This window comes from Rhodococcus sp. ACS1 (genome assembly GCF_002300155.1).
In the GTDB taxonomy this organism is placed as follows: domain Bacteria; phylum Actinomycetota; class Actinomycetes; order Mycobacteriales; family Mycobacteriaceae; genus Rhodococcus_F; species Rhodococcus_F koreensis.
The window spans coordinates 1-15,424 of sequence record NZ_NSDZ01000013.1 but is presented as its reverse complement, the minus strand read 5'-3'; the positions used below and the strand labels follow the sequence as shown (position 1 = coordinate 15,424).

The 15,424-nt window shown below is 66.8% G+C and carries 10 protein-coding genes; 2 read left to right on the top strand and 8 right to left on the bottom strand.

The features are described from left to right. Positions 1 to 38: 38 nt before the first annotated feature. Positions 39 to 2,675 carry a LuxR C-terminal-related transcriptional regulator gene (locus tag CJ179_RS46400; protein ID WP_143549053.1) on the bottom strand — a complete coding sequence of 879 codons (2,637 nt, stop codon included), beginning with the start codon at positions 2,673 to 2,675 and terminating at the stop codon, positions 39 to 41. A gap of 77 nt (positions 2,676 to 2,752) precedes the next feature. Further along, complete coding sequence (locus CJ179_RS46395; protein WP_095865946.1) at positions 2,753 to 5,359, bottom strand: LuxR family transcriptional regulator; 2,607 nt, start codon at positions 5,357 to 5,359, stop codon at positions 2,753 to 2,755. Positions 5,360 to 5,833: 474 nt separating this feature from the next. Between CJ179_RS46395 and CJ179_RS46390 the strand changes: the two genes are divergently transcribed. Beyond that, a complete protein-coding gene (locus CJ179_RS46390) occupies positions 5,834 to 8,494 on the top strand; it encodes a LuxR family transcriptional regulator (protein ID WP_095865945.1) in 2,661 nt (886 codons plus the stop codon). A 287-nt stretch (positions 8,495 to 8,781) separates the two neighbouring features. On the opposite strand, the gene CJ179_RS46385 is transcribed toward CJ179_RS46390, so the two are convergent. The 4 genes from CJ179_RS46385 to CJ179_RS46365 all read right to left on the bottom strand — a co-directional run bounded on the left by CJ179_RS46385 (position 8,782) and on the right by CJ179_RS46365 (position 12,949). Then, a complete protein-coding gene (locus tag CJ179_RS46385; protein WP_257016229.1) occupies positions 8,782 to 10,152 on the bottom strand; it encodes an NAD(P)/FAD-dependent oxidoreductase in 1,371 nt (456 codons plus the stop codon). Between the two features lie 84 nt (positions 10,153 to 10,236). Then, entirely contained in the window at positions 10,237 to 10,458 is a 222-nt protein-coding gene (locus CJ179_RS52395; RefSeq protein WP_095865943.1) for a hypothetical protein, read from the bottom strand. Positions 10,459 to 11,691: 1,233 nt separating this feature from the next. After that, on the bottom strand, positions 11,692 to 12,042 hold the full coding sequence (locus CJ179_RS46370) for a hypothetical protein (protein ID WP_095865941.1): 351 nt from the start codon (positions 12,040 to 12,042) through the stop codon (positions 11,692 to 11,694). A gap of 163 nt (positions 12,043 to 12,205) precedes the next feature. After that, on the bottom strand, positions 12,206 to 12,949 hold the full coding sequence (locus tag CJ179_RS46365) for a hemerythrin domain-containing protein (RefSeq protein WP_095865940.1): 744 nt from the start codon (positions 12,947 to 12,949) through the stop codon (positions 12,206 to 12,208). 227 nt (positions 12,950 to 13,176) lie between these two features. On the opposite strand from CJ179_RS46365, the gene CJ179_RS46360 reads away from it, so the two are divergent. Continuing rightward, positions 13,177 to 13,461 (top strand): hypothetical protein, encoded by a 285-nt coding sequence (locus CJ179_RS46360; RefSeq protein ID WP_143549052.1) that lies wholly within the window; start codon positions 13,177 to 13,179, stop codon positions 13,459 to 13,461. A gap of 156 nt (positions 13,462 to 13,617) precedes the next feature. Here the strand turns inward: CJ179_RS46360 and CJ179_RS46355 are convergent, their stop codons facing one another. Both CJ179_RS46355 and CJ179_RS46350 read right to left on the bottom strand, forming a co-directional pair. Beyond that, the gene (locus tag CJ179_RS46355) at positions 13,618 to 13,974 is read right to left on the bottom strand and encodes a VOC family protein (protein ID WP_218834930.1); all 357 of its coding nucleotides are present in this window, start codon (positions 13,972 to 13,974) and stop codon (positions 13,618 to 13,620) included. Continuing rightward, positions 13,971 to 14,540 (bottom strand): Clp protease N-terminal domain-containing protein, encoded by a 570-nt coding sequence (locus CJ179_RS46350; RefSeq protein WP_257016228.1) that lies wholly within the window; start codon positions 14,538 to 14,540, stop codon positions 13,971 to 13,973. The genes CJ179_RS46355 and CJ179_RS46350 overlap by 4 nt, the downstream gene beginning before the upstream one ends. Positions 14,541 to 15,424: the final 884 nt, after the last annotated feature.

Sequence of the window (15,424 nt, the reverse complement as noted above, 5' to 3'; positions counted from 1 at the left end):
ATCGAGGGTGAGACCCGTTCACTTGCAACCATGTTGGTTCAGTCTCCCGTGAGGGTGCCGCCGAGATCATCGCGGCCGGAGGCGCCGGTTTTCAGGGAGGCGCGGTACAGGTGTCCTTCGACGGTGCGGACAGACAGGGTCAGTCGGTCTGCGATTTCTTTGTTGGTGAGGCCCTGGGCGGCGAGGGTGATGATCTCCCGTTGCCGGGCGGTCAGCGGGGACGGCTGCTGCGCTTCGCGGAGGGCGGGGGTGGAGGCGCCACCGCAGGTGCCGGCGAGGCGCTGCGCGCGGGCGGTGGCCGCGAGGGCGGATCCGTTGCGGCCTTGATGCCGGTATGCGGTGGCGGCGTGTGCGGCGGCGTCGACCGCGGATAGCGGATCCCCCATCTCCTCGAACTGGTGGGAGGCGTTGAGGAGTCCTGCGGGGTCGTCGGCGGCGAGCGCGGTCGCGTGCAGGGCGGCTGCGGGGGCGCGGGGCCCGTCGACCTGCCCGGCGAGTTCGTGGAGTCGATCGGCGGAGGTGGGGTCTCCGAAGCGTGTCGCGGTCTGCAAGCACATCACCTCGCGTGCATGCTGTCCGTGCGCGGCAGCGTGCGCGGCGCCTTGGTGTGCGAGTGCGATGGCTTGACTGGTGGAGCCGGCCGCGGCGCAGACCCAGGCCTCGGTGAGGAGATACTCCGGCTTCAAGTACGGGACGGTGGTTCGGGACCAGGTATCGAGTGCACGCAGGGTTTCCGCTGCGCTCGCGCCATCGCCGGACATTGCTTGGGCCTGGGCGAGTGCGCAGTACCAAATCGTGGGGATGTAACCGACGGGGATTCCGACAGAGGTGAAGCGTTGTTCCAATCGTTTCCGTGCCGCACCCAGCTGGCCTGCCGCGAGTTCGGCTTGCCCCATCAGTACAGAGGGAAATCCTTGCGCCCAGCCGGGGACATCGGCGGTCTCTTCGAAGATCCGTGTGGTGACCGCGGTGGCTTCGTGGACATATCCGGCCAACCTCAAGCTTCTGGTGTGGAACTCGCTGAACGGAAGACGAACTATCGAAACCCGCGCAGAGCCGGTCATGAGGTCGTATGCGCGCGCGGCGACGGGCGCAATTTCTGATGCCCTTCCCAATTCCCCCAAGGCGATCAGGAGGGAGCCCAGCGCCCACATTCGAGACAGGTCCGGCTGGTCCGGCACCCGCAGCGTGGACTGTGCGGCTTCGACCGCGTCGAGCGGGCGTCCCTTGTACGCGTGAATGATGGCGTGACCGGCGGTCAGTGCACCGTGCACTCGCGGTGCCGTCACTTCGCGCGCATCCAGGAGCGCGGATTCGGCCTCTTCCGGACGATTGAGTATCCAGAGCAGATTCGCGAGCCGAAGGTATGCAACGTCCACGAGCTGCTCGTCGGTGAGGGGCTGTTCGAGCAGCTGCGTGAGGACCTGTTCGCATTCCTCGCCGCGGCTGAGCACGGTCAGCGCTACCGTCAGAGTGACGTGGGCGTCGTAGCCGGCGCTGTCCGAGATCGCAGCCTTGCACAGTCGCACCGCGAGTTCGGGGTCGAACAACGATAGAGATGCAGTCGCGGCCTCCGTGAGGAGGACGGGGTCGGCGGTAAGGCCGGATTCGAGGATCAGGACGGCACGGCGAATGAGGTCGCGGACGTCGGAATCTTTCATTGCGCCAAGGGCTTCGGCTATGTCAGCTTGTAGCCGTCGCAGTCGTAGCGGTGTGGCCAGGGCGCGGCGGGCTTCGCCGTAGAGCGGATGCGCCAACCTCACCGGGTGGCGGCCGCCCCGGTCGACGGTGATCAGCCCGATTGCATGTGCCTGCTCAACGGCCAGGGGACCGGTGAGGTCTGCCACCGTCTGTTCGGGGAGGGGTTCGCCGACGGCGAGGACGTCGAGTACGGCGCCGACCGCGGGTGGAAGGGTGTCGAGTTGTGCGCCGATGAGGTCTGCTAGTCCCGGTGAGACGGTGGGGGGACCATCCCACACCCATACGCCGGCGCTGAGTCCGGGCGCTTGAGGGCTCGGGGCGAGTCGTCCGCTGGCGAGTTCCTGTTCGACCAGATGGCGCAGGTACAGGGCGTTGCCGCGGGTGACGTTCCACAATCGACGGGTGGACATTGGGTCGAGCGGGCCGCCGAGGACCGCGGTGACGAGTTCGCCGGTTTCTTCCTCGGAGAGTGGTTGGAGTTCGATGCGCTGGAGGTGACCGTCCTTCCAGAGCGCGCTGACCGCGTCGGGGACCGGTTCGCCGGTGCGGATTGTCACCACGACGGGGGCCAGCCGCCGCTGGACGAGTTGGAGCACCACGAACGCTGACAGGTCGTCGAGCAGGTGTGCGTCATCGACACCGATCACCGTCTTCGTTCCTGAGGGGGAGGTGGAGAGGTGATCGATGACGCCTCGGACAACGCACATTGTGTCCGCAGTGCCGCCGTCGGTCCATTCGGTGAATGCTCCGAGCGGGAGTGCCCGGGCGGAGGTGGTGGCTCGCGCCCATCGCGACACCCATCGCCCGGGATGGACTTGTGCGATTGCTTTTCGGGCGAGGCGGCTCTTGCCCACACCGGCGGCGCCGGCGATCACGATTCCGCGGTAACCGTCGGCTCCGGTCACGGCGGCATTGACCAGGCTGAGTTCCTCTTCCCTCCCGACCAATGGCCAGATATTTGCAATCGGTTTCATCGCGCCCAGCCTCCGGATTGAGATACAGAAATAGGCTCGATGGGGTGTGATGCGCGTTGACCCGCAGTCATATTGATTCATCGCCCGGTGACTGTGGCGCCGAGGTCGTTGCGGCCGGAGACACCGGTTTTGACGGAGGCGCGGTGGAGGTGTCCTTCGACGGTGCGGACGGACAGGGTCAGTTTCTCGGCGATCTGCTTGTTCGACAGTCCTTGGGCGACGAGGGTGATGACCTCGCGTTGCCGCGCGGTCAGCGGCGACGGCTGTCGGGCTTCGCGGAGGGCAGGTGTATCGGCGCCGCCGCAGGTGTCGGCCAATCGCTGTGCGCGGGCGGCGGCGGTGAGGGCGGATCCGTTGCGGCCGTGGTGGCGGTGGGTGGTGGCGGCGTGTGCGGCGGCGTCTATGGCGGCCAGCAGGTCGCCCATGTCCTCGAACTGGTGGGAGGCGTCGAGGAGGCCGACGGCGTCGCCGGCGGCCAGGGCGGTGGCGTGTTGGGCGGCTGCGGGGGCGCGGGGCCCGTCGACCTGCCCGGCAAGCTCTTGGAGGCGGTCTGCGGTGGTGGAATCCCCGAAGCGTGTGGCGGTGTGTAGGCAGACAACTTCCTGGGTGTACTGGTGATGAGCGCCGGCCTGCTTGGCGCCCTGGTTGGCGAGTTCGATCGCCCGTGTGACGGCACCGCTGGCGGCGGCTACCCACGCCCGGGTGATGAGGTGTTCCGGCTCGAGAAACGGCACCGCGGAGCCGTGCAACGCATCGAGGGTGCGGAGGGTTTCCGCGGCTGCGGCATGGTCTCCCGAGACAGCCTGCGCCTGGGCGAGCGCACAGCACCAGACCCTCGGAATGTATCCGGTGAGTCGCGGGAAGGACCCGAAGCGCGGTTCGAGCCAGTTCCGTGTTTCGGTCAGACGGCCGGCGGCGAGTGCTGCCCGACCCATAAGCATGCAGGACATCGGCTGCACCCACCCGGGGATGTCGGCGGCCTCTCTGCACACGCGGGCGGTTGTCGTATCGGCTTCGTGCACGTTCCCGGCCAGCCGTAAGGCGCCGGTGTGGAACTCGCTGAAGATGAGCCGTAGGGCGGACACCCGTGCGGAGTGGTCGAGCAGGTCGTACGCACGGTTCGCGATGGGCGGGATCTGGTCGGCCTTCCCCAGGTCTCCCAGCGCGAGCAGCAATGCCCCGAGCGCCCAGACCGCACCGGTGTCGGCGAGATGTGCGGACTGCAGGGCAGAACGGGCCGCCTCCGTTGCCTCGATCGGCCGTCCTTCGTACGCGCGGATGATGGCATGACCGGCGGTCAGGGATGCGTGCACCGGCGAGGGGGTGGACTTCCTCGCGTCGAGCAGAATCGAGTCGGCCAGCTCGGGACGACCGAGGATCCACAGGAGGTGACCGAGGCGGTGACATGCCACTTCCGCGATCTGCTCGTGGGTCAGGTCCATCGTAAGTATCTGGGCGGCAACATCGTCGGCTTCTCTGCCGCGGCTGGCTAATGCCAGTGCCGTGGAGTGGGTGAGCTGGGCGTCATAGCCGGCGCCGCTCGTGATCGCGGCGGCGGCGAGTTTCTCGGCGAGACCGGCGTCGAATAGAGATAGCGAAGCGGTGGCGGCCGCCGTGAACAGGGCGGGGTCGTTCCTGAGGTCGGATTCGAGGGTGAGGACGGCGCGGCGGACTAGGTCACGGGGTCCCGCGTCCGGCCGGGAGGCGAGGGTTGTCGCGAGTCGGGAGCGTAGCCGCCGAAGGCGCAAGGGTGTGGCCTTCGCGCGGCGCGCCTCCCCGTAGAGGGGGTGCGCGAGTCGAACCGGGTGTTGATCGGAATCTGCGACGGTGATCAGTCCGGCGGCGTGTGCGGTCTCGACGGAGTCCGGGTCGGTGAGGTCGGCGAGCATCTGTTCGGGCAGTGGTTCACCGACTGCGAGAAGGTCCAGAACCGCGCCGACCATGTCGGGCAGGGCGCCGATCTGGGTGTCGATCAGGTCGGCCAGCCCGGGTGAGACGACCGGCTGTCCGGTCCATTCCCAGATTCCCTGGTGTTCGGTGAGCCGGTTGCTTGCGAGTTCCTGCTCGAGTAGATGGCGCAAGTAGAGGACGTTGCCGCGGGTGTAGGTCCAAAGTTTCTGTGTGCTGGCATGTTCGATGCGGCCACCGAGGACTGTGGTGAGGAGGTCCACGGTTTCGCTCTCCGAGAGCGGTTGGAGTTCGACGCGCTGGAGGTGTCCGTCCTTCCATAGCGCAGTGACCGCATCGGGGGTGGGTTCGCCGGTCCGGATCGTCACCACAATTTTGGCGAGCTTCCGGTGGACGAGCTGGTGGACGACGAACGACGACAGGTCGTCAAGCAGGTGCGCGTCGTCCACCCCGACCACCACCTTCGCCCCCTCTGGGGTGGTGACGAGGTGGTCGATGACGCCGCGGACCACGAGCAGGGGGCCCTCGGCGAGGTCACCGGCCCATTCGGCGAACGCCCCGAGTGGCAGGGCCCGTACGGATGTGGTGGCGCGGGCCCAGCGCGACACCCAGCGCCCAGGGTTGATGTGGGTGATCGCTTCGTGGGCGAGTCGGCTCTTGCCCACACCGGGCGGTCCGGCGATCACGACCCCGCCGTAATCGTCGGCTCCGGTCACCGCGGCGTTGATCAGGCGAAGTTCCTCCGCACGCCCGACCAATGGCCAGACACTCGCCATGACCTGATCGTATGCAGGGTGCGGGCAGAAAATCGACCACCTGGTCCGATAACGATCGGAACTCGCCACAACCGTCCCATCGGTGTCCGCATTCCTGGTCTCGGCGCGGGGCTGTGACAGCGCCCTGGGAACGGGAACTGTGTCGGTCGACGAGCAGGCGAACCTGTCTGCGCGGGAAGCTCACCATGCTCGCCGGCGTGAGACAGATTGACCGGTTCGTGATCGGCGGTATCCCCGACCCGTGAGCGGATTCGTTGAAGGGTAATCGGTTTGGTGCCAGGTGTTCCGGTTTGCTCCCCTCCGATTTCGGTCGCGTGCCGCCCGGCCGGGACTCGAAAACTTGCACACTGCTGCGTTGAATGCCGCTGCCGGGTGGTGAGCCGACGCGCGGTTGCCGGGTCACCGCGCATCATCGCTCACCGGTGTCCGGCGAATCGGCCGCGACTGTGATCAGTGCACTTCTAGGATTTAGCCATGAGCGCGGCGTGGCCGCTGACTGGGCGGGAAGAGGAACTGCGGTTCATCGAGCGTGCCCTGCGCCGGACAGAGGGGCCGCGTGGGGTGGTGCTCGCGGGAGCTGCGGGGGTGGGGAAGACGCGACTTGCGCGGGAAGCGCTGGCGGTGGCCGCGCGGCGGGGAGCGACGACCCGGTGGGTTCCGGCGACGGCGTCCGCGCGGGTACTGCCGCTGGGCGCGTTCACGGGGGTGCTGAACGTGACGGGCCAGGACCAGTCCCGGGTCGTGCAGCGGGCCACGTCCGCGTTGGTGGACGGGGCGGGCAGCGCTGGAGTGGTGGTCGCGGTCGATGACGCGCACCTACTCGATGATCTGTCGTCGCTGCTGGTACAGCAGATCGTGGTCCGCCGGGCCGCGACGGTGATCCTGACACTGCGGAGCGGAGAGCCAGCACCGGATGCGGTCACCGGGTTGTGGAAGGACGGGTACCTCGACCGGTGCGAGGTGCAGCCGTTGTCGGAGGACGAGACGGCGGAGTTGCTCGAGGCGGTGCTCGGGGGCCCTGTGGACAGCGCCACCGCGGCCCGCCTGTCTGCGCTGGCCCGTGGCAGCGCACTGTACCTGCGGCAACTGGTCGAGAGCGGTGTCGAGTCCACGCGACTACGGCAGGTCGGCGGCGTATGGCGGTGGGAGGGGCCATCGCTGATGTCCCAGAGCCTGTCCGAGCTGGTCGAGGACCGGATGGGGAACTTGTCGGAGCCGGTGCGGGAGGTGGTGGACGTCCTCGCCTTCGGCGAGCCACTTCCGGTGTCCCTGCTCGCGGGGGTGACCGATCCAGTCGCGGTCGAGCAGGCCGAGGCACGCGGGTTGGTGAGTGTGGACGGTGACGACGGACCGCTGCGGGCCCGGCTCGCGCATCCGCTGTACGGCGAGGTGCGGCGCATGCGCACCGGACCGCTGCGGGCGGCCCGGGTGTGTCGCCGTCTGGCGCAGGCGCTCGGGGAGGCCGGCGACAACGGCGGCACGGATATCCTGCGCCGGGCGGTGCTCACGCTGGAGGCCGATGCCGCGATGGGGGCCGAGGGCCAGGTGGATCCGGAATTGTTCACCACGGCCGCCCAACGGGCACTGGAGCTGTGCGACGCCGCCCTGGCCGCAAAGCTCGCCGATGCCGCGGTACGGGCCGGCGGGGGATACGGACCCCATTTCCTCCTCGTCTACGCCCTGTGCCTGAATGATCAGGGCGAAGACGGCGAGCGCGAGGCAGCGGCCCTGGCGCTGGGAGCGTCCACCGATGAGCAGCGGGTACAGGTCGCACAGTTGCGGGCGGGAAACCTGTTCTGGAAACTCGGCCGGCCCGACCAAGCAGAATCCACGCTGGACGCGGTCGACGCGCTCGCGAAGACCATTGGCGCCGGTCCGGAGCTGGACGCGTTGCGCGCACCAATTTCGGCTGAACTCGGCCGGACCGCGGACGCAATTCGGGCCGCAACGGATGCGCTCGCGTCGCCGTCGCTGTCCGATAATTCGGTCGTGCTGGCGACCTGGGGTCTGACGCTGGGACTCGGGGTTGTGGGCCGTGTCGACGAGATCGGACCGGTCATCGAACGGGCCGCTGCCGCGGCGACACGGACGGCGGAGGGGCGGCTGCTGCTTCAGCCCGTGAAGTTCTACCAGATCAATGCGCTGCGCCTCGGCGGATACCTCGACGAGGCTGAAGACATTGCGTGTGCGGAGCGTAACGACACATGGGAGGTACCGGGGATCGGGCCACCGGTGACGTTGTTCCTGGTCGGTCACACAGCGCTCGGGCGCGGAAAGCTGCGCTCCGCAAGACGTTGGCTGCGGGAGGCGTTCGCCGGACTCGGCGCGTGCAATCAACGCACCTGGGCGGTCCTGTCTCAGCTGTATCTGACACAGGCGGTGGCCATGTCCGGTGATGCGGTCGCCGCCGAGCGGGAATTGTCTGCTCTCGACGCGGTCATCCGCGAATACCGGGCGTCGAATACCCTTCACGTGGTCCAACCGGAGATCATCCTGGCCCGGGCGTGGGTGGTGGCCGCGCAGGGCGCGGTCAGCGAGGCCGTCGTGCTGGCGCACGAGGCCGCCGACATCGCGAGGGCGGCAGGGCAGCTCGCGCACGAGGTCTTCGCGCTGCACACCGCGGTGTGCTTCGGTGACCGCACCGTCGCCCAACGCCTGACCGAACTCGCCGCCGTGGTGGACGGGCCACGAGCCCCCGCCGCCGCCGCGCAGGCGGACGCGCTCGCCGCCGACGACGGCCACGCCCTGCTCGAGGTGTCCGACCGGCTGGAACGGATGGGTGACCTGCTCGCGGCAGCGGACGCCGCCGCGCAGGCGACGGTCGCCCACACCCGGCATGGCCTGCGCGGGTCCGCGAACACCGCTGGCGCGCGTGCACACCGGCTGGCGAAGGACTCCGAGGACGCCCGGACCCCGGCGCTGGCGCTGGCCGCCCGGCCGCTGCCGCTGACCGCCCGGCAACGCGAGATCGGCACCCTCGTCGCTCAGGGGCTGTCCAACCAGCAGATCGCCGACCGCCTGACGATGTCGGTCCGCACCGTCGAGGGACACATCTACCGCGCTGGCACCAAGCTGGGATTCACGAACCGCGCGGAGTTCGCCGCCCTGGTCCGTGACGAGGTCCCCGGGGACTGAGCCGGTAGGGACGGTCATGACCCGACCGGCGTCATCGGGTCTTGAGGCCGACGAAGACAGCAACCCACTGCCGTGGCGCAGCTGTTGTACGGCTCGCCGGTTGGCGTCGCGACCGCCTGTTCCTGGTTGGGTGCGGAGATGGATTGCGTTGGCTAAGTGCGCTTCCCGCGCAACGCCCCTGGCGTGCTTCGTGGGGGTGGTCCTGGACCGCTGGGGCGTCGATAGGGGTCGGACAGTTGTAGCCGACGTCAGGATGTTGCGCCGCAGGGCAAGTCCCGGTGTCGGTGTCAGTTCAGGCGGACGTTGGTCGGTCGAGGTGTCGGTGTGTTCGTCTGCTTCCGGTTGGCCCACAGCACCCGGGTGAGGATCGCCGGGTTCATGAGCGAGGTTGGGCGGTCGAGCAGGCTGATGACGCGCAGGAATGCGGTGCCGACTCGGGGGTCGGTCGCGGCGGCTCGGTGGACGCGGGCGACGTAGGCATTGGTGGCGCGTGCTCGTCGTGTTCGGTTGCCTTCGATGAAGGGCATGCGGAGGTCACTGTTGCAGGTCATCTCCCAGGCTTGATCGAGGATTGGTCGGGCTGTGCGCAGGAACCGGTCGGTCACTCGCCCCCCGCCGGCCTGGAGGATTTGCCGCAGGGTGAGTGCTTCGAGGGCTGCGACGCTCATTCCTTGTCCGTAGACGGGATTGAAGGAGCAGATGGTGTCCCCGAACGGGATGTATCCGGTGGGTAGGTGGGCAGGGTTGAAGTGCCGGCGCACCGTTGTGGGTACGCGGTAGCGGACGCCGTCGTCGATCGGCTCGGCTGTCGAGATCAGCTCACCGAGATCGGGTGCGGGACAGGATGCGGCAAATGCGGCGAATCCCGCTGCATCCAAGGGTGGTTCGTCGTCGCCGTATCCGGCGAGGGTGATGATCCAGGTGTCGTTTTCCTGCGCCAGCGCCAGTCCTCCGCGCGGGACTGCGGGGATGCTGCCGACACCGATGCCGAGGTCGCCGTCGATCTGGGTTGGTTCGCGCCGGTAGCGGCGGGTGGCGTACGCAAGGTGAATGGACAGCCGTTCTTCCTCCGGCCGGGGGTAGCCGAGTGGTTCGAGCCATCCCTGGCTTTGGGAGCTGCGGCCCGATGCGTCCACGATCAGATCGGCGTCGAGTGCATCGTCGGCGAATCGGTGAGCTTTGCCGCTCAGGGCGAGTCCGGTGACCACGTGACGTCGGGGATCGGTGATGATGCCGATGGCGGCGCAGTGGCCAAGGATTTCCACGTTGGGCAGGGCACACGCCAGGTTGCGGAGGTGCCATTCGATCAGGGGGCGGCTGGCGAGCAGCAGGTGGACTCCCGAGACTCCTTTGGCCCAGCGGTGACCGTCGAAGACCCACCGGAAGTCTGACTGGCCGTCGCCCGTCGGAGCACCGAGGCCGAGGACTTCATTGGTGAATCCGGGGAACAGTTCCTCCATTGCCGCTCTGCCTCGCGCGGTCAGTGCGTGGGCGTGACGGGCTTGCGGCACGCAGCGTCTCGCGATGGGGGTGTCGGGCAACCCGTCGCGTTCGACGACGGTGACGCGGTCGAAGTGCTCGCTGAGCACCCGTGCGGCGAGGAGACCGCCGATGCCGGCGCCGATCACAACCGCGTGCGAGGCCGTTGTTGTGTTCATATTAACCATCTGCTTTCGAATTGAAATACTGGTCATCAGTGTGTGCCGACGGGAACCGGCTCTGTGTGTCTTGCGGGCCTGCTGCTACGACTGCCCTTCCGATGTGTTCGGTTCCGAGTCGGTTATGGAGGCCAGTTTCGCCCCGGCGAGCTCGAGAATCGGTGCCAGGGCTTCTGCCTCGATGTCGAGGTAGTTGCACATTTGGTCGTCGGGAACACCGGCGTTGCGGAGCCGCAGGGCCAGTGAGTAGGGCTGGGGAGCCGCCGCAACGCTTGCTCGCGGGGGGTGAAGTGGTGGTGTGGTCATGCTTTTCAGGGTGTGGCCACGGCGTGGTAGTGGGTGGAGTAGTCGATTACTTCAGTTCGTGATTGCGGTCGTGACGGCTGGGGTCGCCGGTGAGTGTGGCGCCGAGGTCGTCACGTCCTCGAACGGGTTTGTGTTCCTTAGGTGTTCGGCGGCGGCTACCGATGCGATGGCGTGAGGGCGGCCTCGGCGACGCGGTGCTTGCGATCGGCACCGCGTCGCCATAGCGATTAGAACGGTAGAACGACGCAGGAGCTACCGAGATTGAGCCCGTTGCCCACCATCCTGGTCTCCTCATTCGGGGGCCCAACTTGCCGCGCCTGGATGATGTGCTTGCCGGTCCCGGTGGGGGTCCATTGCACGGTCGCCGCTCCACCAGTCGGCGTCAACGGTCCGGCGAAGAAAACGCCGTTGTCATAGAACCGCACGTCACCTGGGCCGTTGACGTTCGCTGTCACACGATAAGTACAGCCCGTCCCGAAGGCCGTTGAGCCGCCGAGACTGAGGCCCTGCGAGATGTTGACACTGGTGACGTTGGCCGATGCGGACGGAGCGGCGAGTACCAGGATCGTTGCTGTGGCTCCGAGTGCGGTGGCGCCGAGAGCCAATCGCCGGGCGCGCTTCCTGCGAGTGCTTTGCGTCCTGGCTTTGTTTGCTGAGGAATGCATGATGGTTTCTCTTTCAATCGTGTCGGTGCCGCGGGTTCTGTGTTCCGGATCACCGACGTGGCTTCCTGGCCGATGCGGGGTCAGGCGGTTGTCGTTCTCGCAGTCGTTGTCGTGAGAACGTGTTGTTCGGTTCGAGTCAGGCGGTCGGGTCGGGTCGCTCCCGTGGTGGCCCTGTGGCCTGTATGTATGGGTGCGCGTCACCTCCTCTATGCGGCGGGCGAAGTGTTGGTCGGGGCGGTCTAGACGAGGTCTAGACGACGGCGGGCGGGCTGGCGGGTGCGGCGATGTGCAGGACTGCCTTGATCGGTGATGTGCGCGGAGTCGTTGGGTCGGCGGTACTCGCGCCTGTGGGAGACGGCGCGTATGGATCGCCGGCAGGGGCGAAGCCTGCGGTTGATGTACTGGCAGCGTCGGGGGTCGAGGGTGTCGGTCAGCTAATAGGAGAGGGAAATGGTTCTCTTGCGTTCGCAAGGGCTGCCAAGTCCTTCGGACGGATTCCCGAGGTCCCAGCGCTACCCGTCGACCGAGGGTTTGGGTTGAGACGAGCAGCGCTGGGATCGATCTCGTATTACCCGGCAACAGATCCGGGGGCGAGAGGTTGGAGTCCTTGAGGGCCGACACAGAAACCACTGACTGGTCCAGGCTGCCAGTCGCCGACCGTCGGGTTGATCGCCACGTGGCGATCCACCTTCAGACCGGTTCCGTTCTCGGTCCCGACGGTCGCGCCCTGGCGGATGGTGCAGGTCCAGTTCTCGCCCGGGGTGTTCGCGGGTGCATCGCTACCGAGCAGGACCCCGACCCTGGGCATCGGATCCGGGATGGCGGTGGGTCTGGCGGTGGCGGTGCCGGCCCCGATCCCGACGATCGTGGTTGCGATGGCGGCGGTCGTGATCGCGGTGCGGAGTGTGGTCTTGTTCATTGGTCGTTGCTTTCTGTTGTTGGGCTGAGGGCGTGCTGAGGGCTCTCGAAATTTCGGGGTGCGGCCGTAAGTGGCTGCAGTGAAATCTGTTTGGGTGTGGCATCGCCACCTGTGGTGTGATGTGGAGGGGTGGCTGGGTGGTTCAGATGGGGGAGAGTGTGGTTCAGATGGGGGGGAGCGCGGTGTCGAGTTGGTGCAGTGCGGCGTGGATCCGTGACGAATGCTGTCGGTTACCGGTGGTGGTGCGTTTCTTCCAGAGCTGTCGTGTGTGGTGGCGGCAGGTGAGAGTGAACGCGTGGTGAGTGACGGATCGATGATGTGGGTGGAGGAGGCGTGTGGTGAACGCGCGGCGTTCGGGTTCGAGTGTCTCGGTGAGCCAATAGGTTTCCCTGGCGAGCTCGGCCGGGCGGGTGGTGTGGAGTAGGTGGTGGTGGAGCCAGGTATTCCATTCGGTGTCGGTGATGGTCGCGGCCAGGATGGTCGTGATGTCGATTTCTTCGCGGTCGAGGTGGGGGAGCAGCATGGTGCAGAGTCGTTCGAGTGCGCCGCGGAGGTCATCGCGCACTGTGGCGGCATCGGAGTCGTGGTAGAGGTGGGCGGCGTGCTCGACAGTTTCGGCGGCGCGGTGGATGCGGGCATGGCCGGTGGTCAATTGGTGGAGTTGCGGCGCGGTGGTTGGGGCCCGCCGGCGGGCGAGCGGCCACAGATACGTCTCTTCGATGGTGTGGTGACGTTCGAGGAAGGCCAGGGTCCAGGTCAGGTGGTCGGTGAGTGCGGCGCGGCGGCGGGCGCCGAGCGGGGCCCGGCTGCTGAGGGTGTCGAAGGTGCGTCCGAGGTCGCGGCGCAGGGCGTCGTGGATGATGCCGATCAGTTGGGTGTCGACTGGGTGGGCCGTGGCGGTGGTCATGGCGATGCTCCTGGGCTGCGGTGCCGTACTGGGTGATGCTTCGTGTTGGGTACAAGAAGAAGCCTGCGCGCCGGCACGCGCATGGCCAGGAGTAGTGGAGTACTCCACCTGAGCGGTGGATGGTCCCGCAGGTACTCCACCCGTGACGGGTTACGCGCGGTGACGTGGGGTTGGAGCACGAGGATGTGTTCGACTGAAGGCCGGTACTTCCAATTTGCCCGGAGGACATGGGCGCGCTGTGCCCTGCCCCGAGCCGCTGGCGTCCTCTGTCGGCACTTCAGGTGGTGGTCGGCATAACCGATCCGCAGACGATCTACCGTGAGAACGCGCGGGACCTGGAAGAAATGCTGCTGAGAGTGAGGGCGGAGGTCGAGAATTGGCCGGACGCGAGACATGGTCTGCGGACCGAAGATGCCTCGCTGACCGAGTCGGATGCGCTGGCGGCGGTTGTTGCGGCCCAGATCCGCGATGCGCGGTCCGTGCTCGCCCATGTCGATGGCGCGCTGCAGTAGGTGTGGGCAGCCGCGAAGCGGCTGCATGTTCGATGATGCCCGTGTCTCTGACGTTGCATTTCCGCTGGTTGAGATCCGGGCGGCCTGAGGAGATCTGCTCTGCGGGTTTTCGAGGTGATCGTGTGGTTGGACGGAATGGTCTCGCGGTCGTGAGTTTTATGGCTTGTTCGGTGGTTGGTGTTCGGCGGGGCCTTCCAGGCCGAAGGCGTTTCCCCACGGATCGAGCATCTGACAGATGGTTCGTCGGGGTGCGATCGTCAGTGGCCTGCGGTGGAGGGTGGCACCCGCTCTGTGCAGGGTTTCGATGTCTGCGCTGATGTTCTCGGATGCCCAGTAGATAACTGTGCTCCTGCCCCAAGGGTTCTTCGCCGCGTCGGCGGCGTGGAAGACCGCCTCGAACCTTCCATCGGAGAGGAGAACGCTGTCTCCTCCGGGAATTTGTTCGATGGCACCAAGATTGAGCCATTGGGAGTACCAGTTGGCTACGTCCCAGGGCTGTTTGACGAACATCATGATCGACGGCACTCGGCGGCCCATGGCGTTCCCCTTTGCTCGGGTGTGAAGCCTATCGTCGGCTCTCGTTTCGACTGCTGGTAGACCATCGGGTTCGGGGCCGGTGATCGGATCGGTTCACCGCGGATGGTCTGGTGGCTGTGTCGTTTCTGTCGACATTCGGCCGTCGGTCCCCAGGGTTGTTTGAGGGCGTCGGTGATGCGGTCGTGGATCCAGGTTTCGAGGTTCTGGCCGGCGGTGCGGGCGGCGGCGTGGGCGCGGGTGTATTCGTCGGCGCTGAGCCGGATGGGGATGCGGTGGGCGGGGCCTGGGGTGGGCCTGTGGGCGAGTTCGCGTCTGAGGTGCTCACGCATTTCGCTGATGGGCAGGGGTGCAAGGTCGGTGAGGATCCGGGCGCCGGTGGAGGCGGGGTCGTCGAGCAGGGCCGGGAGGAGGTGGTCGGTGCCGATTTCTTCGTGCCCGAGCAGGGCGGTCTGGCGCAGGCTGCCCTCGAGGACCTTCTTCGTTTTCGCCCGTGTTCGGGATGTGCCCGGCGGCCGGGGCGGAGCCCGCCGGTGAGCTGACACCTTCGAGCTTGCTGTCGAGTGCCGGCGCGGTGATACCCCATGAGGTCAGTGCTGCTGCTCCGGGGCCGCCGGCGTCGAAGATCTGAGGCGGGCAGGTGTTCGGTGCCGACGCCAGTTTTGGTGGTGGGTGCGGGCGGCGAGGGGTGACCACTTGTCGGGCTTGATCGGAGAATCTCTCGAACACCATGACGCGCTCCCTCCCCGGGCGTCGCCGCGAGCGACGCGAACCGCTGCTGAATCTCTGCTGCCCATTCTGGGCGGTGTGTAGGTGGTTATGGGTGGGATCGATGCGACCTCGGCAGCCTTGGGCGTAATGGTGCTGTGACCTGGTGTGATGATATTTCCCCGGTTTGTGATGTGGAGGGTGCCGGCGACGTGCCGGGGGGAGTGCCGGCGCCGGGGTGTCGGCGGGCGCGCGGGTGTCTGTTTCGCCCGATTTGGAGCTAGATTTGAAAGATGTTGATTAACAATATGTTTAGCTAATCTGTTGATTAGTAGGGTTTTACGTGTGTTATGCACAAGTACTAGATTGTAAAGTTCGTAATCTTTTGCACATCAATAAGATTGGATGTTTCAAGATTTTCAACTGTTTTGGGTTGCGTGATGGCTGGTGGTATGCTGCGTGTATGACATGGAGCGGCGCGGGAAGGCGAGTGGACGGGCGCACCGCCCGTCTCCCAGCCTCGTTCGGGTGTGGGGGACCGGATCAAACCTGCCGATGAAAAGCGCAGGTGAAAGCCTGATCTCGGAAACTCAGAGGAGCGAAGCGACTCGATCGACGGCAACGGGAATGGACCCACTGCGAGCCGCGCAGCGGCTCCCTGGCGGGGAGCGCAGCGACTCGCCCCGTCTCGCGGCGCGGAGCGCCGGGAGCAGCGCCGCGG